Source organism: Bradyrhizobium sp. 160, assembly GCF_023073735.1.
GTDB lineage: Bacteria > Pseudomonadota > Alphaproteobacteria > Rhizobiales > Xanthobacteraceae > Bradyrhizobium.
Genome location: NZ_JADPKD010000013.1, coordinates 14639 through 39830 on the forward strand (window position 1 = coordinate 14639; position 25192 = coordinate 39830).

The following is a 25192-nucleotide window of genomic DNA, read 5'->3' on the forward strand; positions in this document are numbered from 1 at the left end:
CGATGAGGTCTGCGATCTAACGTGCGATATTGATGAGCGCGCGCTCCATGGCTGCCAGGAACAGGTCAATATGCTCGGCTTGGCAAACGAGCGGAGGACGCACTTTAAGTGTATCTTCATTGGCCCCGGTCGTGCTGATAAGCACGCCGTCATCCCGCATTGCATTGACCAGGTCCAAAGCCATCGCACGACAGCTTGGCGCCGGGGTTCCTTCGGGCCCTATATCGACGCCAAAGAAGAGACCGGCGTTCCGGATCGCACGAACCTCATGACGTTGCTTTGCAAGCTTCTCCAGTCCGGCGCGGAGGCGCTCGCTCATCGAAAGCGCCTTCTGCGGGATTTGGTCGCGCTGCAGGATCGTTAACACTGCGTTCGCCGTTGCTATTCCGACTGTGTTTCCAGCGAATGTGTTCGAATAGCGAGAGGTGGCACCAAATTGGTCCATCCATGCTCTGCGACCAACGACAGCGCCAATCGGGAATCCGTTGCCCATCGGCTTGCCGAGGGTAACAAGATCCGGAACGATCCCGTGGCGCTCAAAGCCCCACATACGGGCGCCGGTTCGTCCGAAGCCCGGTTGAACTTCGTCGGAAATGACGAGACCACCCGCTTCCTGCACCGCCGCGACTCCGCTCGCGATGAATCCAGGAGGATCCACCCATACGCCGTCGCTGGAAAAAATACTGTCGAAGAGCATGGCCGCAACGCCGATGCCACGACGGCTCAGATCCATCATGGCTGAACGAATCTGTGTCTCGAAAAAATCCGCAGCCTGGGCTTCCGGTATGCCCGCTGGTCCGGGTAGGGACACCATCCGCACGAACGGGCTGAGCTTGACTGCGTCGCCCAGGTTCGGCGAAACCGCGGCCGTCGCAGCACTCGTGCCGTGATAGGCGTAGGTGGAAACGATCACGCCCTCATTGCCGCTGGCACACCGCGCAATGCGAAGCGCCAGATCGTTGGATTCACTCCCCGTGCAGGTAAACACCACGCGATCGAGCTCGTCCGGGAAAGTCCCGACGAGCCGCTCAGCATAATCGACAAGCTTTGGCTCGAGATAGCGCGTATTGGCGCTTATTCGGCCCGCCTGCTCAGCCATTGCAGCGTTTACTTCCGGGTGACAATGGCCGAGGCACGGCACGTTGTTGTAGAAGTCGAGATAGGCCCGCCCGTCGGGATCGTACAGCCACATACCTTCGCCGCGAACGAAGTGCACGGGCCGGCGATACTGGAGCCGATAGGAAGCGCCCAGAACTTTGTCCCGGCGAGCAATCAGCTCGGTTTCGCGGCTGGGAAGGTTTACTTCGCCAGGTCGGTAGCGATTGGGCATGAGATCTGTGGACATGTGCTGCTGCCTGTCTGAAAGAATACTGGGTCACTTCGCAATTTTACGGCCTGTCGATCGACCAAACCTAAGCGGCATCACGGCAAGCACGACGATACTGCCGCCATGACTACCGCCTCGCCCGATGCGCCATCCATAGGCTCCAGGATAGAAAGGCCGTGCTCGGCACGCGCGACGTTCTTTTTGATGTACTGGGCGTCGGCTGGAAAAAGGTGGGCGCGCCAGTAATTGACCAATATCAATGCGCTTTGTCGCGCCCGCATCAGTCCGACGAGGAGTCTTGCTTCAAGCGGCGAAAGCGCAATGACAGAGGCATAGCCACCAATGAGATGTTCGGCGCCACCGAGAGGAAGAGTCGGATCTGATACGAGGTGGCCTGCTGCGATCGCCAGATCTTGTATCCTGGGGCTCCAGCAGCCGTCACCAAAATCGATGAAGCCCAGACCTCGGCCAGTCACAATCATATTGAACGGACTGGGATCGTTATGAGTGACCTGCCAGACGACATTCGAGATTTGTGGCTCGACAAACTCCAGATACTCGGCCATGGCGGCGCGAACGCAATCGGCAATGCTCCCGCTTGGCAGGTACTGCTCTAGTTCCATCAGGCGCGACCAGCACCCGACGTGCCAAAGAACGGGCCGGTGGGCTGCAGGCACCTTGACTTGCGCAAGCGCTAAATCAAGCAGAGCAAGGGCGCGTCCAGTCCGAAATAGCAGGTCGGGAGTGCGCATCACCTGGTGCAGCGGAATGCCCTCGAGCCGGGTTTGCAGGAACCCGCATATGCCTTCTTCCTCAAACATCAATTCCCCGCTGCTCGTTCGCAGCACTGCGGGTGCAACGAAGCCCACAGCCCCCTCCAAGCCTGCCAAGGCTGAGGTCTGGAAGCAGAAGCTGTCGACAGCCTCCGGTCTGGTCGACGTCTTCAGGATGCACCGGCGGCCGTCCGGGGTGTCGACTTCAACGGTGCGCTCGATCTCGGAGGACAACGTCGCGATCGAGCCGGTCACTCCGTAGTGACGCTTCAGCAGCGCCGCCGACATGTCCGGTCCGGAGGAGTCGGACCGCATGGCCAGGACTGCGACGGCCGCGCGAAAATAGGTTTCGGTTGACGCTGACGCGCAAGAAAGCTGGTCGACTGTTGCAATCACGGGTGTTTCTATGCCGGTGCTTGAAAGCGGCTTCTGATGCTGCCAGCATTCATCGAAAAAACCCGAGAATGGCCTTGGTCTCAAGATACTCCTCCATGCCCTCGATGCCGTATTCGCGACCGTTGCCAGAACGCTTGTATCCGCCAAAGGGAGCATTGGGGTCCCAGTCAGGATAATTGAGATGGACTTGACCCGACTGGATCTGTCCGGCGACGGTTCGCACCGTCTCCATATCGGTGCCCTGCACGTGGGCGCCGAGACCATAGACCGTGTCATTGGCGATCGCGATCGCCTCGTCCACGGTGTCGTAGGGAATGATCGACAGCACCGGGCCGAATATCTCCTCCTGCGCGATCCTCATGTCGGGACGGACGTTCGAGAAGATGGTCGGCCGCGCATAGAAGCCAATCTGAAGATCGCCGGGCCGCCCGGGTCCGCCGACGACGAGCTTGGCGCCTTCTTCCAGGCCGACACCGATCATGGCCTGGACTCGCTCAAACTGTGGACGGTTCGCAATCGGACCATGAGTCGTGTTTTCCGCAAGCGGGTCGCCGACTACCAATTGAGAAGCGGTCGCCCCTGCAAGGATCTCGACCTCTTCCATGTGTGAGCGAGACACGAGCATGCGCATCGGCGCGCTGCAGGATTGGCCGAGATTGCGGAAGGCGCCGGCGACGCCGAGCGGAACAGCACGGCTGAGATCGGCGTCCGGCAAGATGATATTCGGCGACTTGCCGCCGAGCTCCTGGGCAACGCGCTTGACCGTGGGCGCCGCCGCTTGCGCGACAAGAACGCCGGCGCGTGTCGAGCCGGTGATCGAGATCATGTCGACCTGCGGGTGCGACGCCAGAGCGGCGCCCACGATTGGACCTGTCCCGTTAACGAGGTTGAAGACGCCGGGCGGACAATCGGCATCGTCCATCAGCTCCGCGAATAGCAAGGCGCTCAGCGGCGACAATTCGCTCGGCTTCAACACCACCGTGCAGCCAGCCGCGATCGCCGGGCCCACCTTGGCGGTGATCTGGTAGAGAGGCCAGTTCCAGGGGGTGATGAGGCCGCAGACGCCGATTGGCTCGCGCATGATCGCGGTGCTGCCGCGCGCGGCGACGAACCGATAATTCGCGAGATTGTCGCGGGCGAGGCGGATATGTTCGGCGGCCAACGGCACCTGAGCGCGGCGCGCGTAGGTGATCGCAGCTCCCATCTCGCACGTAAGCGCCTGCGCGAATAGCTCCAGCCGCTCAAGGAGCAAGGCGTGAATCCGGTCGAGCAGCGCCGCTCTCTCAGCAGGCGGTGTCGTGGACCAGCCGGCAAAGGCTCGCCTGGCGGCTGCGATGGCGCAGTCCACGTCGTCGTCATCGCCGAGCGCGACGTCAACGATCGGCTGCTCCGTCGCCGGATTGACGACGGTTGCTGCTGCCGTGACTGATCCGATTGGCTTCCGCCATTCTCCGTCGATGTAGAATTTTCCGAGAAAGCCGGCTTCCGTGAGGTGTCGAAGGTGCGAGGTCATTGGAAGCGATCCTTGATGCGGTAATGGGGGCTGATCAGCGGCAGACAACAGGGCCGGGAATGGCCGGCCAGCCCTACCAGCCACGCATCCGCGGCCATTGAGCTTCGATGGCGTCGCTGCCGGTGGAGACGACATTGTACAGCTCGTGTTGCGAGGCCGTCGCGCAGGCGTGATTGGGCAGGATCCTGACTTTCGCGCCGATCGAAAGATCCGGCAAAGCCTGCGCCGACCCGGACCTGATGGCGAGGATGCCGTGCTCCTGGTTCGCCTGCGCAACGATCAGGTCAGGATAGATTTTGCCGGACAGGTCGCAAACGAGGCCGTAGCCCTGGTCGACCGCCTGCGCCGCAGTGCCGCGATCGCGCGACAACGCCATCCAGCCTGCGTCGACCAAGATCCAGCCCTTCTCCGGCTTCGTACCGATCACGGTGGCGAGCACCGAGATCGCGATGTCGCCCGTCGTGCAGACACCGACGCCGTGCATCACCAGATCGAAGAACATGTAGACGCCCGCCCGCACTTCCGTGACGCCGGTCAGGTCTTTCGCGAAATGGGCAGTCGGCGTCGAGCCGACGCTCACGATGGGGCATTCATGCCCCGCGGCCCGCAACGCCGCCGCAGCGGCGACAGCCACGGCCCTTTCATTCTCGGCCGCGCCCTCAAGAGCCTCCGGCGTGGAGAGGCTATAGGATTCGCCGGCATGGGTGAGAATGCCGGCAAGTTTAACGCCGGCCTCGGCCAGGGCGACCGCGACCATGCCGAGCTTGGGATCGGTGGCGGTCAGCCCACCGCGGTGACCGTCGCAGTCGATCTCGATGAAGGCGGACGGGGTCACGCCGGCGGCGCGGCCGGCCGCGCCCAGCATCACCGCCTGCTCAGGCGAATCGAGCAGCACCTTGAGATCGATACCTGCTTTCCGGAGACGCATCGCTCGCTCGGCGGTATGTGGCGCCAGACCCACAGCATAGGTGATGTCCTTGAAACCGTGCTGGGCGAAATACTCTACCTCCGCCAAGGTGGAGACGGTGATTGGTCCAGGACCCGACCGATGAGCGCGTCGCGCGACGTCGATGGATTTCGCCGTTTTCATATGGGGACGCAGCACGACGCCTCGCGCTTCCATACGCGATGATAGACGGGCGAGATTGCGATCGAGCCGGTCCTTGTCTAGCAGGAGGGCCGGTGTTGCCAGCGCGCCCACCGTTTCGGCCGTCTCGCTGCTTCCGATAGTCAGTCCGCGCAAATCCGAGCTTCCCACGTCGATGTCTCCTTAGCCAAACGACTGGTTAGCGAACGCGAACAGGCGCGCTGGTCCGGTCGAAGGCGCCGGTGTCCCCAGGATCATGGTCGTGGCGTCGCTGACCTGCTGCAGGCCGATGCCATCGAGCCACTCTCCGAGCTGCGACGTGGCAGAGGTGTCGATGCGGACGAAGGAACGCCCGAGCGGTGCGAGCGCAGCCTCGATCAACGCGCGGGCATCGGCCGGGCTATCGGCGACGACAGGGCCGATGACATGGCCGCGGCCGAAGAGGCGACAGATGGCGTAGCCGCGCGGCGTGCCGCCACGTTGCAGGACATAGCCATCACCGCTCTGGAGGAGTCGATCCAGCATCCGCCGCCTCTCCAAACCCGTAGCTTCCTGATCGAGCCGCGTGATGGCCTCAAAATCCGATACAGCCATCGGCTTGATGAGGCCGGACGGCGGCATCTCAAAACACCCTCGTGGGATGCCGTGATGCTGATGGATGGTCCCTAAAGGCACGAAGCCACGGCGTCGGTAGAGCATGATGCCTTCCGCCGTCGAATTCAGCATGACCGTCCGTGGGCGCGCGGACGCCAAGAGCGCGTCCATCAGGCGCGCCCCGTAGCCGCGGCCCTGGGCGGCTTTCGCCACGATAATCATCCCGGCGGACGCATAGGTGTCGCCATACGGCCACCAGGCCGCGGTCCCGATCACCTCACCTAAGCGCTGGAGAACATAGCCATGGCCCAACTGCAGCGCGACATCCCAATCCTCAAGCCGATAGGGCCAGGACATCTCCTGCGAGAGCTTTAGGGCGCGGTGCAGATGCTCTCTGGCGAAGGGAACCAGGACCACGTTTTCTTCGACACGATTTCCCTGGTACGCTGCGCTTGTCATGATGCTTCGATGTCTTTTGCTCGGAGTTGCCCGACTAATCGCCAGTGGCCGATGGTGATGAGGGCTTTCTGTTGGTCCTCGGATCGCCTGCAGCGTATCTTGAGCTCGACGGCATTACGCAACCAAGCTGGAGCAAAGTTCGGCATAGTGTTTCGAAGATGATGCAGCATCGCAGCCAATCTGCCGTCAGCGGCTGGCGCGCCACATCGCGATCCGGTCACGCATCCGGTAGCTCTGAATGAACGCAGGCATGAACCACGGATTGCCGCGATAGAACGGGATGAAGGCTGGAGGCCTGAAGTCCAACGCGGTGCGCGCCCGCTCCTCGTGTCCCATGAGCTTTTGGGCGGCATGCATTCCGACCCATGGCGCCCAGACCACGCCCGAGCCGCAGAAGCCGGTTGCATAGACGATGCCGTCCTTTTCGAAAATGCGCGGAATCATGTCGCGGTTCATGGCGACATTGCCGAACCAGCTGTGCGAGAGGCGAACGCTCTCCAGTTCCGGAAATAGATTGACCAAGCCCTTGCGCAAAAGCAGCTTCGGAGCGATGGGATCGCCGACGCGGGAGCTGTCGCGGCCGCCGAGCAGAATTCGTTTGCCATCGGGCGAAGGCCGGTAATAGAAGCCGACCTCCCGATTCTCCGTGATCATCATGCGTTTCGGCATCAACCGCGCCATGACTTCGGGTGCAAGCTCTTCCGTTGCAATGATCCGGCTGCGGACCGGGACCAGCCGGCGGCGCAGGAAGGGTACGGCGCCGTCGGTGTAACCGTTGGTACACACCAGTACCTGACGCGCCTGCACCGGACCGGCCGCGGTGACGACGCGGAAATCGGAGCCATCTCTGTCGATCGAGATCACGGGCGTCCGCGCGTGGACTGTCAGTCCAGAAGCGAGCGCGACCCGCAGCAGTTCGGCGTGGAACTTCGCCGGGTGCAGCCCGCCGATGTCCATCCGAACCGTCCCGCCGCGATAGAAATCGGTGCCGATGTACTTGCGCTGCTCGGCATACGGAACTGCGTAAGCTTCGATTCCAAGTTTCCTTGCGAGCCTCTCCGCGGTGCGCGCCATGGCCTCGTATTGCTCATAGCCGAAGGCGCCCTTGAACTGCCCCACCGGCTGGAAGTCGCAGGCGAGGCCTTCCATCCTGATGAAATCGTACAGGAACTCGCGCGCGGCCTTGCCTTCCGCCTCGATCGCCAGCGCCTTCTCATCTCCGAACCGGCGCGTGAGCGTCGCGTAGTCGGGCCGAATGGATCCGCTGGTGATACCGCCGTTGCGCGTCGAAGCTCCTTCGCCAGGGTCCATGGCATCATAGGCCGCAACCGAGCGGCCCTCGCGCGCCAGCACCAGACCGGCCGAGAGCCCTGCATAGCCCGCGCCCACAATCAACACGTCGAGCTTCTTGGCTATTGGCTGCTGGCGCGGTGGCTCAAGCGGCGCGGCTTCCCACCAATAGGGCGTGGCCTTCTCGGCAACTCTCGGCGCGTGCATGGCTTTGCTTCTCGTATGGTTGATGGGTTCAGCCGCGGCTCGGTTCAAATCGTTCAGATGTGGTCGTTTCGAGCGTCGAGTGCATCGCGCAGACCGTCACCGATGAAATTGAAGCTCGTCACCGCCATCGTAATGGCGGCGCCGGGAATGATGGCGAGCCAGGGAGCGCTCGCCAGATATTGCTGGGCGCCATTGAGCATGTTGCCCCAGCTGGGCAGCGGCGGCTGGATGCCGTAGCCGAGAAAGCTGATATAGGCCTCCAGAAGGATCGCGCGCGCGACGGCCAGACTTGCGGCGACGATGATGGGACCCATGGCATTGGGCAGGATCTCGCGGAACATGATGTGCGCCCTGCTAAGCCCGACCATGCGCGCAGCCTGGACGAACTCGCGCTCGCGCAGCGAGCGGACCTCCGCCTCGACGATTCGCGCAGTCTCCATCCAGCTCGTGACGGCAATGATCACGGTGATCATGACCGGGCTCGGCCGCAGCGTTGCGGCCAGCGCCAGCACGAGGAAGATCGAGGGATAGGCCAGGAAGCCATCCACCATCCGCATCAGTGCCGCCCCGACCCAGCCTCCGCGATAACCGGCCGTCACGCCGACGAGCGTACCGATCAACGTCGATAGCAACATCGCGGAGAATCCCACCGCCAGCGAGACGCGCCCGGCCATCAAGAGCCGCACGGCGAGGTCACGCCCCAAAGGATCCGTGCCGAAATAATGGTTGCCTGTCAGGGGCGGAGCAAAGCGGGCGCGTAGATCGATCTGGAGGGAGTCGTAGGGTAGAGCATAGGGACCGATGGCGCACGCCAGCACAAGCAGCGTGATCATCGCGATTCCCAGCAGTGCCAGATGGTGGCGCATGAAGCGGTTAACGGCACGGCTGTTCCACCAGCGGGTCGGAGCTGCGTGCGCGACGATGGTGGTCATATCTACTCGCTCCTCTTATCTGGCGTGAGTCCGCAGGCTCAGGCCAGGCGAATGCGTGGATCGACGGTGGCGATCACGATATCTGCGATCAGATTGCCCAACACGACCAGGGTGGCCGAGAAGATCAACAGCCCCATCACGACCGGATAGTCGCTGTAGCCAAGGCTGTCGAGAAACAGCCGCCCCATGCCCGGCCAGGTGAACACGGTCTCCGTGACCAGCGCGCCGGTGAGAATGCTGGGCAATTGCATCCCTGCCAGCGTGATCATCGGCAACAGCGCATTGCCGATGACGTGTTTCAGCAAGATGCGGCGTTCGCTCACGCCCTTGGCCCGGGCCGTCTTGACGAAATCCTGACTGAGCGCATCGAGCGTTGCCGTCCGCATGTAACGGCTCCAGATCGCGACATGAACCAGCGACAGCACCAGGCTCGGCAAGATCAGGTGATGCAGATAGTCCAGCACCGAGCCGTCGCCGATCGTGTACATGTTGCCTGCGGGCACCCAACCGAGCTTCAGAGTAAAGATGTAGATGCCGATCAGGCCGAACCAGAAAGTCGGAACGGACAGCGCCACCATGGCGCCGACAGTGGCGCAGTAATCGAAGAGGGAATAGCGGTGGGTGGCACCGCGGATTCCGATCCACGTGCCGGCCGCGATCGCCAACGCGGTGGATGTGCCCATCAGCAGCAGCGTCGCCAGCAGATGGCGACCGATCACTGCGAGCACGGAAGAGCCGTCGCGGAAAGAGTGTCCCCAGTCGCCCTGCACCAGTCGCCAGGCCCAGTCGAAATACTGGATCCACAGGGGGCGATCGAGGCCCAGTTGTGAAGCGAGCCGCTCGACGTCCTTCTGGGTCATGCCGGGGTCGAGCCCGAATTGCGCGAGGGGGCCGCCCGGCATGAGGTTGAGAACCGTGAAACCGATGATCGAGACGATCACCAGCAGCACGATGCTCTGGACGAGGCGATTCAGCAGGAAGGCGGACATTTGAGTCCTCCATTAGCGTGGCAATGCCATCCGCAGCGGTCGGTCTGGCAAGACATCAGCTCGCCCAATACCAGGCAAGCGCGTTCCAGGACTCAGTGCGAGTATTGCCGTTCGGGACGAATCCATTGATCCCCTTCTTGAGACCTTCGACCGAGTTGCTCTGGTACAGCGGCAGGAAAGGCAGGTCGCGGCGCACAAGTTCCTGTACGCGAGAGTAGATCGCGCGACGCGCTTCGGGATCGAAGGTGCGTGCACCTTTGTCGAGGAGGGCATCGACCTCCGGATTTGCATACTGCGCATTGTTCGAGCCGCGGCCGCCCTTCGCTCCGATCGAGCGCGAGTGCAAGCGATTGGTGACATCCGGATCGGCGCCAATCAGATACGAGCTGCCGACGATCACGGAATCGAACTGCGATTGCATCCAGAACTCGCCCCACATCACGGCGGCCGGTAGGTTCGATATTCTCATCTCGACGCCGAGCTGCGCGAAGGTCTGCTGCAGGAATTGCTGCAGCTGCTCGCGAAGCGGATCGCCCGACGTGGTCGAATTGGAAAAGGACAGGCGAACGCCGTTCTTGGCACGAATGCCGTCCGCGCCCTTAGCCCAGCCGGCTTGATCGAGAATCTTGCCCGCGCGATTCACGTCGAATTGGTGCGGGGGCAGATTGGGGTTGAAGAAGAAGGACTGCCTGGGCATGAAGGTCTCTGTCGCGGTCGGCACCCCGTAATAGAGCCCCTGGATGATCGACTCCTTGTCGATCGCCGCATAGAGCGCCTCGCGAACCGCAAGCTCCTTGAACTGCGGGCGCTCGAGATTCAGGTAGAAGGACTCGAACGAGGTCCTTGGGACCAGCGTCACGACACGGTTCGGCAGCGTCTTGGCTTCCGCATAGTGATCGGGCGTGATGTAGGGTTGACCTACGAGATCGATGTCGCCGCTCTTGAACTGGGTGTAGAGGACGGTGAGATCGGGAATGTATTTGAACACTAGCCGCTCGATATGCGGGCCTTCACCGAAATAATCGGTGTTGGCCACGAGCTCGAGATGGTCGCCGGCAACCCGCTTTTCCCACTTGAAAGCACCGGTTCCGACCGGCGCCTGGTTGAAGGCGGCGTTGTTCGGATTGGCCTCTTTCTCGAGGATGTGCTTGGGCACAATGAAGGTTTCGGTCAGGAAGGACAAATACGGCGCAAAAGCCTCTTCCATTCGCCACGAGATCTCCGTGGGTGAGACCACCGTGATGTCGCGCACGAGAGCATGGCCCGCCGTGCGCCAGCTCCGGAAGTTGGGGTTCGTGATCAGTTCAAGCGTGAACTTCACGTCCTCGGCGCTGAATGGTTTGCCGTCGTGCCAGCGGACGTCGTCGCGCAAGCGAATGCGCCATTTCAGGCCGTCCTCCGAAATGCCCCCGTTCTTCTGGTTCGGCACTTCCACGGCGAGATTTGGCTGAATGACGCCTTGAGGATCGATGCGGAAGAGCGCATCGAAGACCGAGAAATGCACGCCATCATCCACTTCAATGTGGGCCATCAGCGGATTGAAAACGGTCGGCTCTTGTCCAAGCCCGACGATCACGCGGCCACTTGGCTTTGCCGAAGCGCGAGCAAACGCAGGCTTGCCCAACAGGTTTGGCGCGAAGATGCCGACAGCTCCCCCGATGGCCACCATTCGCAGAGCATCGCGCCGCGAGTAGTTCGGTGTCGTCGCAGAATGCTTGGTCATAACGTAGCTCCTCCGTTGTGCTGTCCGCTATAATCTGCACGTTCGGGCATGCTCCCGGGTTGCTCGCCCGGGATCGCTGCCACCAGTTCTCGCGTGTAGGTGGATTTCGGATCGAGGAAGATCTGGGACGGCGGCCCACGTTCCACGATTTGTCCTCGATGCATGACGGCGATTTCATCGCAGATTTGGCTTGCGACGCGCAGATCATGGGTGATGAAGATCATCGAGACGCCGGTCTCGCGCTGGATCTGGTCGAGCAGCTTCAAGATCTGGGCCTGGATCGATACGTCGAGCGCCGAGACCGCTTCGTCGGCAATCAGCAATTTTGGTTTGAACATCAGCGCGCGCGCGATGCCGACGCGCTGGCGCTGCCCGCCGGAGAACTCGTGCGGATAGCGCTCAAAGGCGCCTGCATCCAGCCCGACATGGGCCAGAAGCTCCCGCGCGCGCTCGCAAGCTTCGTCATAAGGCATGCCATGCGCGACCGGGCCGACTGCGAGAATTTGCCCGACCGTCGATCGCGGATTGAGCGATGCGAAAGGATCCTGAAAGATCATCTGGATCTTCGGCCGTAGCGGCCGAAACTCGGCTTCGGAAAGCCCGGCGATGTCGCGGCCTTCGAATAGAATCGAGCCGCCGTCGCACGCCATGAGCTTGATCAGCAGCCGCCCGAGCGACGACTTGCCCGAACCGCTTTCCCCGACGACGCCGAGCGTGCGTCCCGACGTGAGGTCGAAGCTGACCCCATTGACCGCGGGCACGATGCGCTGCGTACGGAAAAGCGCGCTGCCGCTGCGATAAGTCTTTGCCAGGCATTCGACCTTCAGAATCGACGCTCGTTCCCCGGCTTCCGAGGGAACGCGGTCCTTGCCGGTCAGGTGGGGCACGGCTGCGATCAGGCGGCGCGTATAGAGATGACCGGGCGACTTCAGCACCTGCGCGGCACTGCCCTGCTCCACGCAATGGCCCTTCTCCATCACCACAACGTGGTCGGCAATCTCCGCGACGACGCCGAAATCATGGGTGATGAACATGACGCTCATTCCCTTGCGGCGCTGAATGTCGCGGATCAATTGCAGGATCTGCGCCTGGGTCGTCACGTCGAGTGCGGTGGTCGGCTCGTCTGCGATCAGGATCGCAGGTTCGAGCGCCAGAGCCATGGCGATCATCACCCGCTGCCGCTGCCCGCCCGAAAGCCGGAAGGGATATTGGTGATACATGAGCTGCGGATCAGGCAGACCCACTTCAATCAATAAGTCTATGGCCCGGCTGCGACGCGAGGCCGGCGTACCGACGTCGTGCGCGGCCATCACCTCCTCGATCTGCGCGCCCACGGTCATCAGCGGATTGAGCGCCGAGAGAGGATCTTGAAAGATCATCGAGATGACTCGGCCGCGCAGGCTGCGGAGCTTCTCAGGCGCGAGGCCTACGATGTTCGTCCCATTCAGGTGGATCGCCCCCGAGGTGACTCTGATCACCTTCGGCAGAAGCCCCATGATCGCATTGGCGGTGACCGACTTGCCCGATCCAGATTCCCCGATGATACAGAGAATCTGTCCGCGTTTCAGATCAAAAGAGACGTTTTCGACGGCGTGGGCCCGCTCCATTCCTTCAGGCAGACTCACCGTCAGCTCGCGCACCGACAGCGCGACATCGGCGGGGCTTACCACCTGGCTGCCAGAAGCCATATGAGCATCCTCCCCTTTCAAGCCAGTGCCGTCATCTTGACGCGGCCGGCGCCTTCGGATCCTTGCGCCTTCGCGCTCCCTGGGCAGGTCGTAATTCGCCGCTCAACTTGCCATTCCTTCATTGGAGGCTGCGACATGATTCAGGCCTCTTCGCGCATGAAGCAAGAGCTATTGCTCAGAGCGTAGCGACCCGATCGGCCTTTTCGATCAAAGCGAACCTCAGCTGGCATCCACGTCATGGCTTGATCGCTTCTGCGAAGGCCTGCTCCTGGACACGGCTCATGCAAGTTGCCTCCGTGGACCTTGGCTGATCGATCGATTGGTGCTGCCAATCTTGATGATTTCGATCACCGCGGAGTCGCCGAAAGGTGGCATCCGGGCAGCATGAACTTCTGAAAACGAAGGCCGGTTTGGCATTTCAGTCTGCGCCGCCATGCCTGCGACGCCCCCTGCTCAGGAGGCAGGCCAATGGAATGCGAGAGGCGCGTGAATCAGCCCCAAAAGGCTGCAAGCTGCGGCGAGCAAACTAATTACGCAATAATTGCCTGTATCGAAGGCAGCAAACCGCACGATGTTTGGTCCCGCCGTGAAAGTCCGCCGGGCCTGCCGCAATCCGCCGGCTACGATGCGGCAACCACCGGAGATCATACCCCGATGAGCGCGCCGGTCCTGCACATCGAATCCAGTCCGTCCCTGCCCCGTGAGGCGGACGTCGTCGTCATTGGCGGCGGCGTCGTGGGCGTATTCACAAGCTACTATCTCGCCCGTCGCGGCCTCAAAGTTGCTTTGCTTGAGAAGGGCCGCATCGCAGCCGAGCAGTCCAGCCGCAACTGGGGATGGTGTCGCCAGCAGAACCGCGACGCGCGCGAGCTGCCGCTTGCAACCAAGAGCCTCGATCTCTGGGAGAAGGTTGCCCATGAGACCGGTGAGGATACCGGCTTCCGCCGCTGCGGGCTTTTGTATCTGTCGAACGACGAAAATGAGTTGGCCGGCTGGGCAAAGTGGCGCGACTTCGCCAGGACCGTTGGCGTCACGACACATATGTTGAGCTTGGAAGAGGCGAGCGAGCGAGGCAAGGCGACGGGCCGCAAATGGAAAGGCGGTGTCTTCTCTCCAACCGATGGGACGGCAGATACCTCAAAGGCAGTGCCCATCGCCGCGCGCGGGATCATGGCGGCGGGCGGCACGGTGCACCAGCTTTGCGCGGCCCGCGGCATCGAGCTCAGTGGCGGCCGGGTCAGCGGTGTGGTGACCGAGGCGGGCACGATCCGGGCGAAGACGGTGGTGATGGCGGGAGGCGCCTGGGCTTCGTCGTTCTGCAACCAGCTCGGAATTCGATTCCCGCAGGCATCGGTGCGCCAGTCCATTCTCGCCGTGGGACCCGGCGCAACTGGCCTGCCTGACGCCATGCACAACTCGCTGGTGTCGGTCACGCGACGTGGCAACGGCGGATACACGCTGGCAATCAGTGGTCGCGCACGCGTCGACCCGACGCCGCAGCAGTTCAGGTTCAGCCGCGAATTCCTGCCCATGTTCGTCCGGCGGTGGCGAAGCCTTGCCCCTGGGGCGTTCGAGGGCTTGCGGCAGGGGCATGAATCTATGGGGAAGTGGGCGCTCGATCAGGTCACCCCGATGGAGCTGAATCGGATACTTGATCCCCGTCCGGACATGAGACAGATTCGGCTGACACATCAACGAGCTTGCGAGTTGTTGCCTGAACTCCGGCGCGTTGCAATCTCCAACGTCTGGGCCGGCTATATCGACAGCACGCCGGACGGCGTGCCGGCCATCGGTGAAGTTGAGGCAATTCCAGGTTTCATCCTCGCGGCGGGGTTCAGCGGTCACGGCTTCGGAATCGGCCCCGGCGCAGGGCACATGATTGCCGACATCATCACTGGTCGTACGCCGATCGTCGATCCACGCCCCTACAGGCCGGAGCGGCTGAAAATGAGCGCCTGGGGCAAGGTCAGCGAGTTCTAGATCCGGTCTCCGCCCCGGTTGGGAAAAGATGCTGATTGATGCTATGAGACTACATATGACGCTGAAGCTCGAAGCCTAGACGCCGTTGTCTCACCCCATCTCGTGGCATCTCTATGAAGCTCGACAAGATCGACATCAGGATTTTATGCGAACTGCAGAAAAACGGGCGGATTTCCAACGTCGAGCTCGCAGAGCTGATAAATCTTTCCCCGAGCCCATGCCTGATGCGCGTCAAAAGGCTCCAGACGGAAGGCTTCATCACCGGCTATTCCGCCCAGATCGATGTTGCCAAGCTCGGACAAACTCTAACTGTCTTCGCTGAAATCACCCTCAAGAATCACCGGCAGATCGATTTCGCGCGCTTTCTCACGACCATTGAAACGATCGATTCCGTGGTTGAATGCCATCTCGTTTCGGGCGGGTACGACTATCTCGTCAAGTTCATTACGGCGGGCATCAGCGAATACCAGGCCGTCATGGAACGGCTGGTCGAGATGGATATCGGGATCGACAAGTATTTCAGTTTCGTCGTGCTGAAGTCCCCGATCGTGAAATCGCATCTGCCGCTCGAAAGCATATTCAACGGGTAGCGACAGGCTCGGCCCTTATCCTTTCATCGCCGCGCGGACGTCCTTGTCTTCGAGGGTCTCGTCGAGCGTCATCCTGGTCCGCTCGATGATGCCGTCGATGTCCCCATCCGTACAGCACAGCGGCGGCGCATAGCCCAGCACGCCTTGCGCGAAGGCGCGGATGACGAGGCCGTTATCCCATGCACGGTCGAAAATGCGGCGCGCCGCGTCGGCCTCCGCCGGCAAAGGTGTCTTGCGCTCCTTGTCGGTGACAAGCTCGATTGCCGCCAGCATGCCGCGACCCCTGATATCGCCGACAAGCGGATGATCGGCCAGCGCGCGAAGACCTTCCATCAGGCGGTGCCCGGCCTTCCGGCCGTTTTCCAGCAAGCCATTTTCATAGAGATCAAGGCACGCGAGCCCAACGGCTGCGCTGACGGGATGAGCGGAATAGGTGTAGCCGTGGCCGACGGCCGCCTTCCCGGCGCCATCGGCAATCGTGTTGTAGACGCCGTCGCACATGAGAACGGCCCCCATCGGCACGTAACCCGAGGTCAGCCCCTTTGCCGTGGTCATGAGATCCGGCACGACGTCATCCTCTTCACAGGCGAAGAGCGGACCGACACGGCCAAAGCCAGTGATGACCTCGTCGGCAACGAACAGAATATCGTGCTCCTTGCAGACTGCGTGCATTGCCTTCAGCCAGGACGGCGGCGGAACGAGGACGCCTCCTGACCCCTGTATCGGCTCGACATAGAAGGCGGCGACGCGTTCGGCGCCAAGTTCGGCGATCTTGGCCCGAAAGGCCGCGACCGACGCCGCAATGATGGCCTGGGGATGGGAACCAACAGGATTGCGATAGGCGTAGTGCGACGGGATTTTGTGCTGCCAGGTGTGGGGCACCCCAAAGCCTGCATGAAAGGCGGGCAGCGCCGTCAAGCCAGCCCCTGCCGTCGACGATCCATGATAGCCAGACTCGACGGAAATGAACTGGTCCTTCTGCGGCCTCCCTTTGGAATGATAGTAGTACCTGATGAAGCGGATCGTGCTGTCGACTGCATCGGAGCCGCCCAGCGTGAAATAGACATGGTTCAGATCGCCAGGCGCCAGTTCAGCCAGCCTTGCGGCCAACCGGATCGCCGGGTCGGAGCCCAACCCGAAGTAACCCGTCGCATAAGGCAGCTCCTGCAGCTGCCGCGTAGCCGCTTCAACGATGCTGTCCTGTCCGTAGCCGGCATTGACACACCACAGACCCGCAAAGCCATCCAGCAATTGACGTCCCGAGGCATCGGTCAGCGTCGCGCGCTTGCCTGACTTCAGCACGCGGACGCCCGTCGCCTCATGACTTCGATAAGAAGAGACCGGGTGAATCAGATGCGCGCGATCGAGCTCAATCAGCGAGTTGCTCAACATATTGTCCTCCAGATCGGCCGCGATGTTTGTGCGAGCAGCCCGTTGTGTGCAGGCTCAACATAAGTTGCCGAAGACAGCAGTTGCTCCCAGGCAGGACATGGACGAAGGGCGTTTTGACTTTGATTGGGCACCACTGTGGCATCTTATGCCGGCATGGTGCGGCGACGGCATTGAGGCTAAACGAGGAGAGCCGTCGTCGCGCAACTCTCTACCACGGCTGCGATCCGATACGACACAATCTGCTCCCGACCACCGCGACATCGGCGCTTTATCTCGTCGGCTGCTCGCTATGGTGGGTGTCGTACCGGCAAGCGGTGCGAGATCGCAAGGATTGGAGCTATGGCGACGTTCAGACCCAAATATATCACCTTCGACTGCTACGGCACGCTGACCAATTTCGACATGGCCGGCGCGGCGACCCGTGTCTATGGCTCGGAGCTTTCTGCCGCGGCGATGGCAAAGCTCATCAAGGACTTTTCAGCCTATCGCCTGGACGAGGTTCTCGGCGCCTGGAAACCGTACTTCGAGGTGGTGCACAACGCCCTGGAGCGCGCCTGCAAGCGCAATGGTATCGTCTTTCAGCCGGAGCATGCCCAGCGAATCAATGAAGAGATCCACACGTGGGGTCCGCATGCCGACGTCCCGGCTGGTCTGGCCAAGGTTGCCAAAGAGATCCCGCTGGTCATCTTGTCGAACTCAATGAAGAACCTCATCATGTCCAACGTGGAGAAGCTCGGCGCTCCCTTCCACATGGTCATCACGGCCGAGGAGACTGGCGCCTACAAGCCGCACATGAAAGGCTTCGAATACATGCTCGACAAGCTGGGCTGCGGCCCGGAAGATATCACTCACGTCTCCTCCTCGTTCCGCTACGATCTGATGACGGCCTACGATCTGGGTATCAAGAGCAAGGTATGGGTGAACCGCGGTCACGAGCCGGCGAACCCCTTCTATGAATACACCGAGGTCTCCGGCATCGGTGGCTTGGCTGCCGCAGTCGGCCTGGAGCCTCTTCGCAAAAGCGCCTGAGCGCAGTTCTTTCGGGATCTCTCGCGGGACTTCAGTAATAGAGATCTGCGCTGGTCAAGGAAAAGGGGGCGGTTCAACCGCCCCCTTTCTTATTTCAGATGCGATGGACGCTCAGCCCAAGCCGCCGACATGGAGAGCCTTGCTCTCGAGATATTCTTCGATCCCGAGCTGAGATCCCTCGCGTCCCAGTCCCGACTGTTTGACACCGCCGAAAGGCGCGACCTCCGTCGAGATCAGGCCGGTGTTCAGGCCGATCATGCCGAACTCCAGCGCTTCGGCAACACGCCAGGAACGCTTCAGGTTTTCAGTGTAGAAATACGCCGCAAGACCGAAGGGCGTACCGTTTGCGATCGCTATCGCCTCGTCCTCCGTCTCGAACCGGAAAAGCGGCGCGACCGGCCCGAAGGTCTCCTCCGAAGCCAGTAGCATCTCAGTCGTCGCGCCGCCGAGCACGAGGGGCCGGACATATTGCCGACCTTCCGGCACCGCCTCACTCTCCGAGATGATCTTTGCGCCCTTGTCCAGGGCATCCACGACGTGCCGCCTGATCTTTTCGATCGCCGCGCCATTGATCATCGGCCCAATCGCGACTCCTTCTTCCGTACCGGCGCCGACCTTCATTTTCGCGACCTTGCTGGCGAGCTTCTGTGCAAAGGTATCGTAGATGCCTGATTGCACGAGAATGCGATTGCAGCAGACGCATGTCTGTCCGCCGTTACGGAATTTAGATGCAATTGCGCCCTCCACGGCGCTGTCGATATCGGCATCGTCGAAGACGATGAACGGCGCATTGCCGCCGAGCTCGAGGCTGAGCCGTTTGATGCTGTCGGCGGCACCTTTCATCAGCAGCGCGCCGACGCGAGTCGATCCCGTGAACGAGATCTTGCGGACGGTCTCATTGGCCATCAGCTCCTTGCCAATGTCCGCCGGCATGCCCGTCACGATGTTGATCACGCCAGGTGGAATTCCTGCCCGCTCCGCCAGCACACCGATCGCGAGGGCCGAGAACGGTGTGAATTCAGAGGGCTTGATGACGACGGTGCAGCCCGCGGCCAGCGCGGGTGCCACCTTGCGTGTAATCATCGCGTTGGGGAAATTCCAGGGCGTAATGATCCCGCAGACGCCGACTGGCTCTTTTAAAACCAGAATGCGGCGATCGATCGTGGGTGACGGGATCGTCGATCCGTTGATCCGGCGCGCCTCTTCCGCAAACCATTTGACGAAGGAGGCCCCATAGCGGATTTCGCCGAGCGATTCCGCCAAGGGCTTGCCCTGCTCCAACGTCAGCAACAGCGCGAGGTCCTGCTCGTGGCGCCGCATGAGGTCATACCAGCGCTCCAGCAGAACTGCACGTTCAGCATGAGCCGTGGTCTTCCAATGCTTGAACGCGTCAGCCGCAGCGTTGATGGCGGCCCTGGTCTCCTCGCACCCCATATCGGGGATGGTGCCGAGAACTTGCTGGCTAGCAGGATCGATGACATCAACCGTCGCCTTCGCACTCGCGTCGCGCCAGTGGCCGCCGATCAGTGCCTGCTGGCGAAACAGATCCTCGTCTTTCAATGCAACCATGTATTTGTTCCCTTGCTCTTCGGGGTCAAACCGCCATCACTGCCGGATATGTGATTGGCGAGACAAAGCCGTCTCATACAGCACCGCGCGCCGCATATTTCATCGAGAAGGAAGCGTCTGGCCGCGTTGAATCCGGTCAGATGGGATCTCGAAAGTCGATTGTTCTGGCCGTCGTTTAGTGAGGCCGCAGTCAGGCATCGTGCTCAGTCATAGTGGCAGACATAGATCTTCCGCACGGTCTCGATCGTGCGCCAGACGCCTACAAAGCCCGGCTTCATCACAAAGCTGTCGCCGGCGCGGAACGTCTTCGTCTCACCACCTTTTTCCTCGATTTCGATACGACCCGAGATGATATGGCAGAACTCGAAGATGGTGCCCTTGATGGAATGGGTCTCGCCGGGGGTTGCCTCCCAGACGCCAGTCAGCACCTTCTCGCCTTTCGAGGCGTCCTGCGCCCAGGTCTTGAAGGACGGATTGCCCGAAATGAGCCGTTCCGGAGCCGGCACGGCCTTCTTCGGTGCGAAGTCCGGATTCGTGTCGATGGCAATCAGAAGTGACATGGCATCTTTCCTGTTAGTAGCCGAGCGTTCGATCGACCAGGCCGATCGGATTTCGTCCGGCGTGATGGCGCCGGATGTTCTGTATGACGGATTGCGCGGCCGTATGCGGTTGCGTCACGGACGCGATATGCGGCGTGATGATCACCCTCGGATGCGACCAGAGCGCGTGGTCTTCCGGCAGCGGCTCGGGATCGGTCACGTCGAGCATCGCTGCGGCCAGACGCCCGCTATCGAGCGCTTCGATGAGTGCGCCCTGGTCAAGCTGCGGACCACGGCCGACATGCAGCAGCCTTGCTCCGGCCGGCAGGAGAGAGAACAGCTGTGCGTTCAGGATGCCGCTTGTTTGCTCCGTCAGGGGCAGAAGACAGACCAGAACGTCCGTTGCTTTCAGAAAATCGCCAAGCTGACCATCGCCGTGGAAGCAGGAGACACTCTCGATCTTCTTGTTGCTGCGGCTCCACGCGGCAAGCGGAAATCCAAACGGCTTCAGACGCTCAATCGCGGCTTGCGCCAACATGCCGAGGCCCAGAAAGCCGACGCGCCGATCGGCCGCCTGTGGCGTTGCAAGAGCCTGCCATAGGCTTCTTCGCTGCTGCTCCCGATAGGCAAGCATCTCGCGATGGAGTGTCAGGACCCCAAGCACGACGTACTCCTGCATCATGCGTATGATGCCATCCTCGACCATGCGCACGAGCTTGACGCGGTCGGGTATGGTCTCCGGCTTGAATTGATCGACCCCCGCACCGATGGAAAAGAGCATCTCCAGATTTCGAAAGCGCGAGAGATCGTCGGGCACGTTCCAGGTTAGTAGGTACCGTACCTTTTCCGGCTCGAAGGATTCGCTGGAATGATAGAATTCGAGATCAGGGAGCTCGCGCGCAAAGACCTGCCGGAAAATAGCCGCCCGAGCAGCATCGGAATTGAAAAGGAACGCCATCGACGTGGTCCTCTCAGGTCCTCGCCCGGGATGCGGCGCGTTGAGAGCGGCCTGGCCCGCCACCGAGGGCTGGAAAGGCGGCGAGCCCTCCAGCGAAGCCTACAACGTTCACGGGGCTCACCCTGTCTGCTGTTGCTGGCTATCGATAGGCCGCAACCAGTAGCTTTCCCTGCTGAATCGAGTTGCACTGGCGGCGGATCATTCCGAATACCGCGTGCCAAACAGGCGAAACCTGCTGGCCTTCTGCGCTATGCTGCTGCAAAAGAGGGCTTGTGCGGCACGCAGCAGAAGGCCGGCGGGAGATAGGCCGCGGGCTTTGAGCCCCGCGAAGGAATGGATGAGCTGAATGGGACGAATGGTACGCGTGAAGTCCTTTGAACTGGTGGCCAAGGACATCAATGACGTTGATGTGAAGCTGCTCCACGCGCTTTCGATCGGAGTCGGCTGGCCGCATCGCCCCAAGGACTGGGATTTCCTACGCCGCGTCGGCCACGGTATCGTCGCCGTTGATGGCATAGACCGCGTTTTCGGCAGCGCGATGTGGTTCCCTTATAGTCAGGAATTCGCGACGATTGGCCTAGTGATCACATCGCCCCGAACCCAGGCGCAAGGTACTGGCCGCTGGCTCATGGAGCAGGTTTTCGAGCGGTGTGGCGACCGGAATTTAGCCCTCAACTCAACCCATGCCGCCTATCATCTATATCTGTCGCTGGGGTTCACGAAGGAAGCCACCGTATATCTGTGGCAAGGAGAAATCGTCTCACCACCTCCGCCGGTGCCGGCTCTGGTCGGTGAAGTGAGCTCGCTGTCCACGGCGAACATCGGCGAGATCGCGGCACTGGATGAACGCGCGTTCGGAACTAGCAGGCAGAGGCTGCTCGCATTGCTTTCTGAAGGTGCGTCAATCTCCGTCTTGCGCCGCGGCGGAGAGGCCGTCGGTTTTTCCATGAAACGCGGATTCGGGCGCGGTCATGTGATCGGCCCGATCGTCGCCAGCAATGATTGTGACGCGATCCATCTCACCGCTGTGCATCTTAAGGATCTCGCGGGACAATTCGTCCGCGTCGATACGCGGGAGCAGACGGGTCTGTTTGCCGACTTCCTTCAACAGAGCCGCCTCGGAATGACCGAGACCGTCACAACGATGTCTAAGGGCCGGCGATTCCTGAACCGCAAGGAAAATGAACCGTGGGTCTACGGGCTAGCCGGTCACGCGTTGAGCTGAGGCTATGAAGCGATGCTCCGTGAGGACCGTGCCATGGGCAGTGGACAGATCAAGGCGGATCACTGTTCCGCAGTGAGCGGCTCGCGAAATACGATCGCCTACTCGAAATCGAGCGCGAGCTTGGCGCTGGGACCGTTTACCAAAGTCCATTTCCGAACGCCTGAAAGCAGGGCGAATGCAGCTATAGTGCTGCCTGCGAGTTGCGATTCGTCCTTTTCGGCGAGATAGCGATGCCTGTGCGGCTGGGCCTGTTTGCTTCGAACTGCTCGCGTGCAAGACCGATCAGACGAGCGAGCGTCTTGAGGGCCTGATCTGCGCGGATCGAAATAACGTAAGTGTCAGTGATCGGAATTTCTTCGTTCTCTTTCCTCATGAATGAAATCCTAAAAATCGCCAAGATAAGCGGTGCTCGGCCGGCACGCGTTATGTTTTCTGGATTCGGATGGCCAAGCTCAGCGCAGCCGGAGCAGTAATGTCTGCAACCGTGACGAAGCGATGAGTGTGGTTGCGGGTTGATTTGAACCTGTGGGCTAAGCCGTTGATGTTATTGGGCTCGATTTCAGACAAAAAATAACCCCAGCAAGTCCTTCAGACTGCTGAGGTTATTTGCCAACTTGGTTGCGGGGAGGCGCAACCACCGATACCGACATTCGGTTCAAGTTGCGATCTGATTAAGGACGGCCCCTTCATCCGGATAAAGTGGGAATCTTCTAAGTTATTGATCTTTCTCTTGATATGAGCGCAACACTCAGCGTCGCCCCCCAAACATGATAGAGAGCAGAAATGTGCTTTCGCAAAAGTGCTGGGCGACCTAGGCTCGCGCTTACCGAGCGAAAAGGGGATGCTAGTGCCCGAACAAAATGGCGCCCCCAAATGACGCTCAGAAAACCATCCACAATATCGCAATTACTTTGTTGTCTTTATCTTGCAATGCCGGTCTCCAACTGCCGCGTTTCGCGAGAGGTATCTGTGTTTAAGCCGATTTCCGTCTGGTCCATTCTGCTCATCACCGCATTCTTCTCCTTCGATAGCGGTGTGTGGGCAGGTGACGCTCAGATTCCGTCCCTGCTGGAATGTTCGCCCGTTTCGACAAATCCAAAATCCAAAAAATTCGTGACAGCGCTTGCGCTTTCCTTTTCCGATGGCTCGTTCAAAGGTGAACGGAAGACCGAGTCGCGCCCAGGCAAGGAATCGTACTCCGGCTCTATCGATCGGGACCAAGCCATTAGAATTGCTGGGCAAGGAGGCTATCAGGATGGCTCGGATAGCTGGCGCTCCACATTTTCCGGGACGTTGAGCAAAGGCGGTACGACCGTTCTGAGGGGATATCTCGATACTGCCCGAAGAAGCGGCCGGAGAGATTGCTCGATTACGTTCTTGCCGTCTTCAGACAAGCTGGCATCCTTGCTGACGGGCTCGTCCGCGCCCGCAGTTCCCGACCCGACCGTACAGGCAAAACAGCAGCTCCGAAGCGAATGGGTCCAAACCTCCACCGCCTCGCCCGCGCAGCAACAGGCAGGGCCGACGAGGACTGGCACCGGCGAGCAGAAGCCGCAAACTGCTGCTGCAGTGGAAAAGCCGGCTGCCGCAGGAAGCGGAAGCCAAAATGCGTCGCAAGCCGAGCCTAGCAAGTCGACGGCGGATGTCACCGCCAACTCTCCCGTGAACGACTACATCGTGGCACATGGCGGTTGCGCTGCTCTTTCGCGCTCTTGGGAAGCCGAATTTCATCGACCTGACAGAGCACCTCCCTACGGAAAGCCGTTCGTGAACTGGGACCAGGACGACTTCTTAGTTTTGAGAAAATGGGTGGGACAGTGCCTGGATCCGTACCTCGTGCAGCGGGGCCTTCGCGAGCAATCCCTGCAAATCTATGACTCGAAGGTGCGCACGTATCAGCGAGAACAAGAGCAGGCTCGCGCCGAGGCCAGGCGGCAGGAGCAACTCGCGGCAGAAACGAAGGCGCAACTCGACGCTCTTATTGCGCGGTACGACTCCTCCCTCACACGGGCCCAGGTGGCTCTTCAAGAGTTCGAACCCAAGGCCGCCACTTTCCTAGATCAGACAGCGAATGTGCAGCTCTCGGATATGGCGCGAATGCTGCAATTGGGACGAGAAGCCGCATCGCTCGGATCCATAGCGCAAAACGCCGCTTCACAGGCATCGACGGCTGCGTCGGCTATAAGCCGCTTCGGGTATCAGCAGGTCCAGCGGCCTTTCCTCGATGACCGTCACAAGAACGAAGTCACATCTCAGCAAATTGAGGGAGTACGCGCACGAGTGCAGAACGCCGCTTCGCGAGTGGGCACTACGCTCGACAGACTCGAACTTATCCAGTCCCGTTATCAGCCGTGCAGCCAACGACTCTCGGAAGCTGCCGTTCCGAAGGAGATCATCGAGACCAAAATATTCTCGGCGAACGGCGATCTTGACAACTACCTCTTCGAGGTCATTTGCCCGTCGAATAATACTCGTCTCGTCTATTCCGCCGCGAGTTGGTCCTCCAAGCAGGTGGAATTCGATCTCGGCACGGCACCTGTGCGGCTTTGGTTCGATCTTCGCGACGACGACGGGTCCAAGACGTGGACGCAAGAGTTGAGCGGCGGCCCAACCCCGAGATCTCGCCTCGTCTTGAGGCGGGTCAGATCGGGCTCGACTGATGAGTCCGCGCAAGCGAACTGGGAATCGGTAAACCTCCTCAACACGGCAGTGCTGCTGCTCGCGCTATCCCAATAGCCACCCCAAGACAAGAAGGCCGTCCCGAGAGGGCGGCCTTCTAAAACCAAGCCTGCGTCCCGAACGCAGAGAGCTTCTTCTAAGTTATTGATCTTTCTTGAGGTGGCAGTCCTTCCCCTCCCGTTTTGTTCACGGTCGTTTCACACAATTCATTGCGATTTCGTTGCGGCGTTGCTCCACTAGAACCGGAAGTGGC

General features: G+C 60.8%; 21 protein-coding genes. 6 read left to right on the forward strand and 15 right to left on the reverse strand.

Annotated features, from left to right (window positions below; genetic code table 11):
- Nucleotides 1–16 precede the first annotated feature (16 nt).
- From IVA98_RS06205 to IVA98_RS06250, 10 genes are all read right to left on the reverse strand, one after another.
- Entirely contained in the window at nucleotides 17–1345 is a 1329-nt protein-coding gene (locus IVA98_RS06205) for an aspartate aminotransferase family protein (RefSeq protein WP_247354471.1), read from the reverse strand.
- Nucleotides 1346–1422: 77 nt separating this feature from the next.
- The gene (locus IVA98_RS06210; protein ID WP_247354472.1) at nucleotides 1423–2496 is read right to left on the reverse strand and encodes a phosphotransferase enzyme family protein; all 1074 of its coding nucleotides are present in this window, start codon (nucleotides 2494–2496) and stop codon (nucleotides 1423–1425) included.
- A gap of 49 nt (nucleotides 2497–2545) precedes the next feature.
- The gene (locus IVA98_RS06215) at nucleotides 2546–4009 is read right to left on the reverse strand and encodes an aldehyde dehydrogenase family protein (RefSeq protein ID WP_247354473.1); all 1464 of its coding nucleotides are present in this window, start codon (nucleotides 4007–4009) and stop codon (nucleotides 2546–2548) included.
- A gap of 73 nt (nucleotides 4010–4082) precedes the next feature.
- A complete protein-coding gene (locus IVA98_RS06220) occupies nucleotides 4083–5252 on the reverse strand; it encodes an alanine racemase (RefSeq protein WP_247354611.1) in 1170 nt (389 codons plus the stop codon).
- 27 nt (nucleotides 5253–5279) lie between these two features.
- A complete protein-coding gene (locus tag IVA98_RS06225; RefSeq protein WP_249816806.1) occupies nucleotides 5280–6149 on the reverse strand; it encodes a GNAT family N-acetyltransferase in 870 nt (289 codons plus the stop codon).
- A gap of 186 nt (nucleotides 6150–6335) precedes the next feature.
- Nucleotides 6336–7646, reverse strand: coding sequence for an NAD(P)/FAD-dependent oxidoreductase (locus IVA98_RS06230; RefSeq protein ID WP_247354474.1), 1311 nt, complete (start codon nucleotides 7644–7646; stop codon nucleotides 6336–6338).
- A gap of 53 nt (nucleotides 7647–7699) precedes the next feature.
- Nucleotides 7700–8578 (reverse strand): ABC transporter permease, encoded by an 879-nt coding sequence (locus tag IVA98_RS06235; protein WP_247354475.1) that lies wholly within the window; start codon nucleotides 8576–8578, stop codon nucleotides 7700–7702.
- A 38-nt stretch (nucleotides 8579–8616) separates the two neighbouring features.
- Nucleotides 8617–9567 carry an ABC transporter permease gene (locus tag IVA98_RS06240; RefSeq protein WP_247354476.1) on the reverse strand — a complete coding sequence of 317 codons (951 nt, stop codon included), beginning with the start codon at nucleotides 9565–9567 and terminating at the stop codon, nucleotides 8617–8619.
- Between the two features lie 55 nt (nucleotides 9568–9622).
- Nucleotides 9623–11290, reverse strand: a complete 1668-nt coding sequence (locus IVA98_RS06245; protein WP_247354477.1) for a peptide ABC transporter substrate-binding protein — start codon at nucleotides 11288–11290, stop codon at nucleotides 9623–9625.
- The gene (locus IVA98_RS06250) at nucleotides 11287–12978 is read right to left on the reverse strand and encodes an ABC transporter ATP-binding protein (protein ID WP_247354478.1); all 1692 of its coding nucleotides are present in this window, start codon (nucleotides 12976–12978) and stop codon (nucleotides 11287–11289) included. The genes IVA98_RS06245 and IVA98_RS06250 overlap by 4 nt, the downstream gene beginning before the upstream one ends.
- Nucleotides 12979–13632: 654 nt before the next feature.
- Between IVA98_RS06250 and IVA98_RS06255 the strand changes: the two genes are divergently transcribed.
- A complete protein-coding gene (locus IVA98_RS06255; protein ID WP_247278840.1) occupies nucleotides 13633–14958 on the forward strand; it encodes an NAD(P)/FAD-dependent oxidoreductase in 1326 nt (441 codons plus the stop codon).
- A 113-nt stretch (nucleotides 14959–15071) separates the two neighbouring features.
- Nucleotides 15072–15548, forward strand: coding sequence for an Lrp/AsnC family transcriptional regulator (locus IVA98_RS06260; RefSeq protein WP_247354479.1), 477 nt, complete (start codon nucleotides 15072–15074; stop codon nucleotides 15546–15548).
- A gap of 15 nt (nucleotides 15549–15563) precedes the next feature.
- Here the strand turns inward: IVA98_RS06260 and IVA98_RS06265 are convergent, their stop codons facing one another.
- Nucleotides 15564–16940 carry an aspartate aminotransferase family protein gene (locus IVA98_RS06265; RefSeq protein ID WP_247354480.1) on the reverse strand — a complete coding sequence of 459 codons (1377 nt, stop codon included), beginning with the start codon at nucleotides 16938–16940 and terminating at the stop codon, nucleotides 15564–15566.
- Nucleotides 16941–17279: 339 nt separating this feature from the next.
- Here IVA98_RS06265 and IVA98_RS06270 point away from each other — a divergent pair, with 339 nt between their 5' ends.
- Entirely contained in the window at nucleotides 17280–17969 is a 690-nt protein-coding gene (locus IVA98_RS06270; protein ID WP_247354481.1) for a haloacid dehalogenase type II, read from the forward strand.
- Nucleotides 17970–18080: 111 nt separating this feature from the next.
- On the opposite strand, the gene IVA98_RS06275 is transcribed toward IVA98_RS06270, so the two are convergent.
- The 3 genes from IVA98_RS06275 to IVA98_RS06285 form a co-directional block, all read right to left on the reverse strand.
- The gene (locus tag IVA98_RS06275; protein ID WP_247354482.1) at nucleotides 18081–19538 is read right to left on the reverse strand and encodes an NAD-dependent succinate-semialdehyde dehydrogenase; all 1458 of its coding nucleotides are present in this window, start codon (nucleotides 19536–19538) and stop codon (nucleotides 18081–18083) included.
- Nucleotides 19539–19741: 203 nt separating this feature from the next.
- Nucleotides 19742–20098: a cupin domain-containing protein gene (locus IVA98_RS06280; RefSeq protein WP_247354483.1), complete on the reverse strand. Its 357-nt coding sequence runs from the start codon at nucleotides 20096–20098 to the stop codon at nucleotides 19742–19744.
- A 13-nt stretch (nucleotides 20099–20111) separates the two neighbouring features.
- Nucleotides 20112–21035, reverse strand: a complete 924-nt coding sequence (locus IVA98_RS06285; protein WP_247354484.1) for a 2-hydroxyacid dehydrogenase — start codon at nucleotides 21033–21035, stop codon at nucleotides 20112–20114.
- A gap of 346 nt (nucleotides 21036–21381) precedes the next feature.
- Here IVA98_RS06285 and IVA98_RS06290 point away from each other — a divergent pair, with 346 nt between their 5' ends.
- Both IVA98_RS06290 and IVA98_RS37470 read left to right on the forward strand, forming a co-directional pair.
- Nucleotides 21382–22260 carry a GNAT family N-acetyltransferase gene (locus IVA98_RS06290; RefSeq protein ID WP_247354485.1) on the forward strand — a complete coding sequence of 293 codons (879 nt, stop codon included), beginning with the start codon at nucleotides 21382–21384 and terminating at the stop codon, nucleotides 22258–22260.
- A gap of 62 nt (nucleotides 22261–22322) precedes the next feature.
- Nucleotides 22323–22424 carry a hypothetical protein gene (locus IVA98_RS37470; RefSeq protein ID WP_524536351.1) on the forward strand — a complete coding sequence of 34 codons (102 nt, stop codon included), beginning with the start codon at nucleotides 22323–22325 and terminating at the stop codon, nucleotides 22422–22424.
- Nucleotides 22425–22441: 17 nt separating this feature from the next.
- Here IVA98_RS37470 and IVA98_RS06295 read toward each other — a convergent pair whose 3' ends face one another.
- Nucleotides 22442–22633: a hypothetical protein gene (locus IVA98_RS06295; protein ID WP_247354486.1), complete on the reverse strand. Its 192-nt coding sequence runs from the start codon at nucleotides 22631–22633 to the stop codon at nucleotides 22442–22444.
- A gap of 596 nt (nucleotides 22634–23229) precedes the next feature.
- On the opposite strand from IVA98_RS06295, the gene IVA98_RS06300 reads away from it, so the two are divergent.
- Entirely contained in the window at nucleotides 23230–24996 is a 1767-nt protein-coding gene (locus IVA98_RS06300) for a hypothetical protein (RefSeq protein WP_247354487.1), read from the forward strand.
- Nucleotides 24997–25192 lie beyond the last annotated feature (196 nt).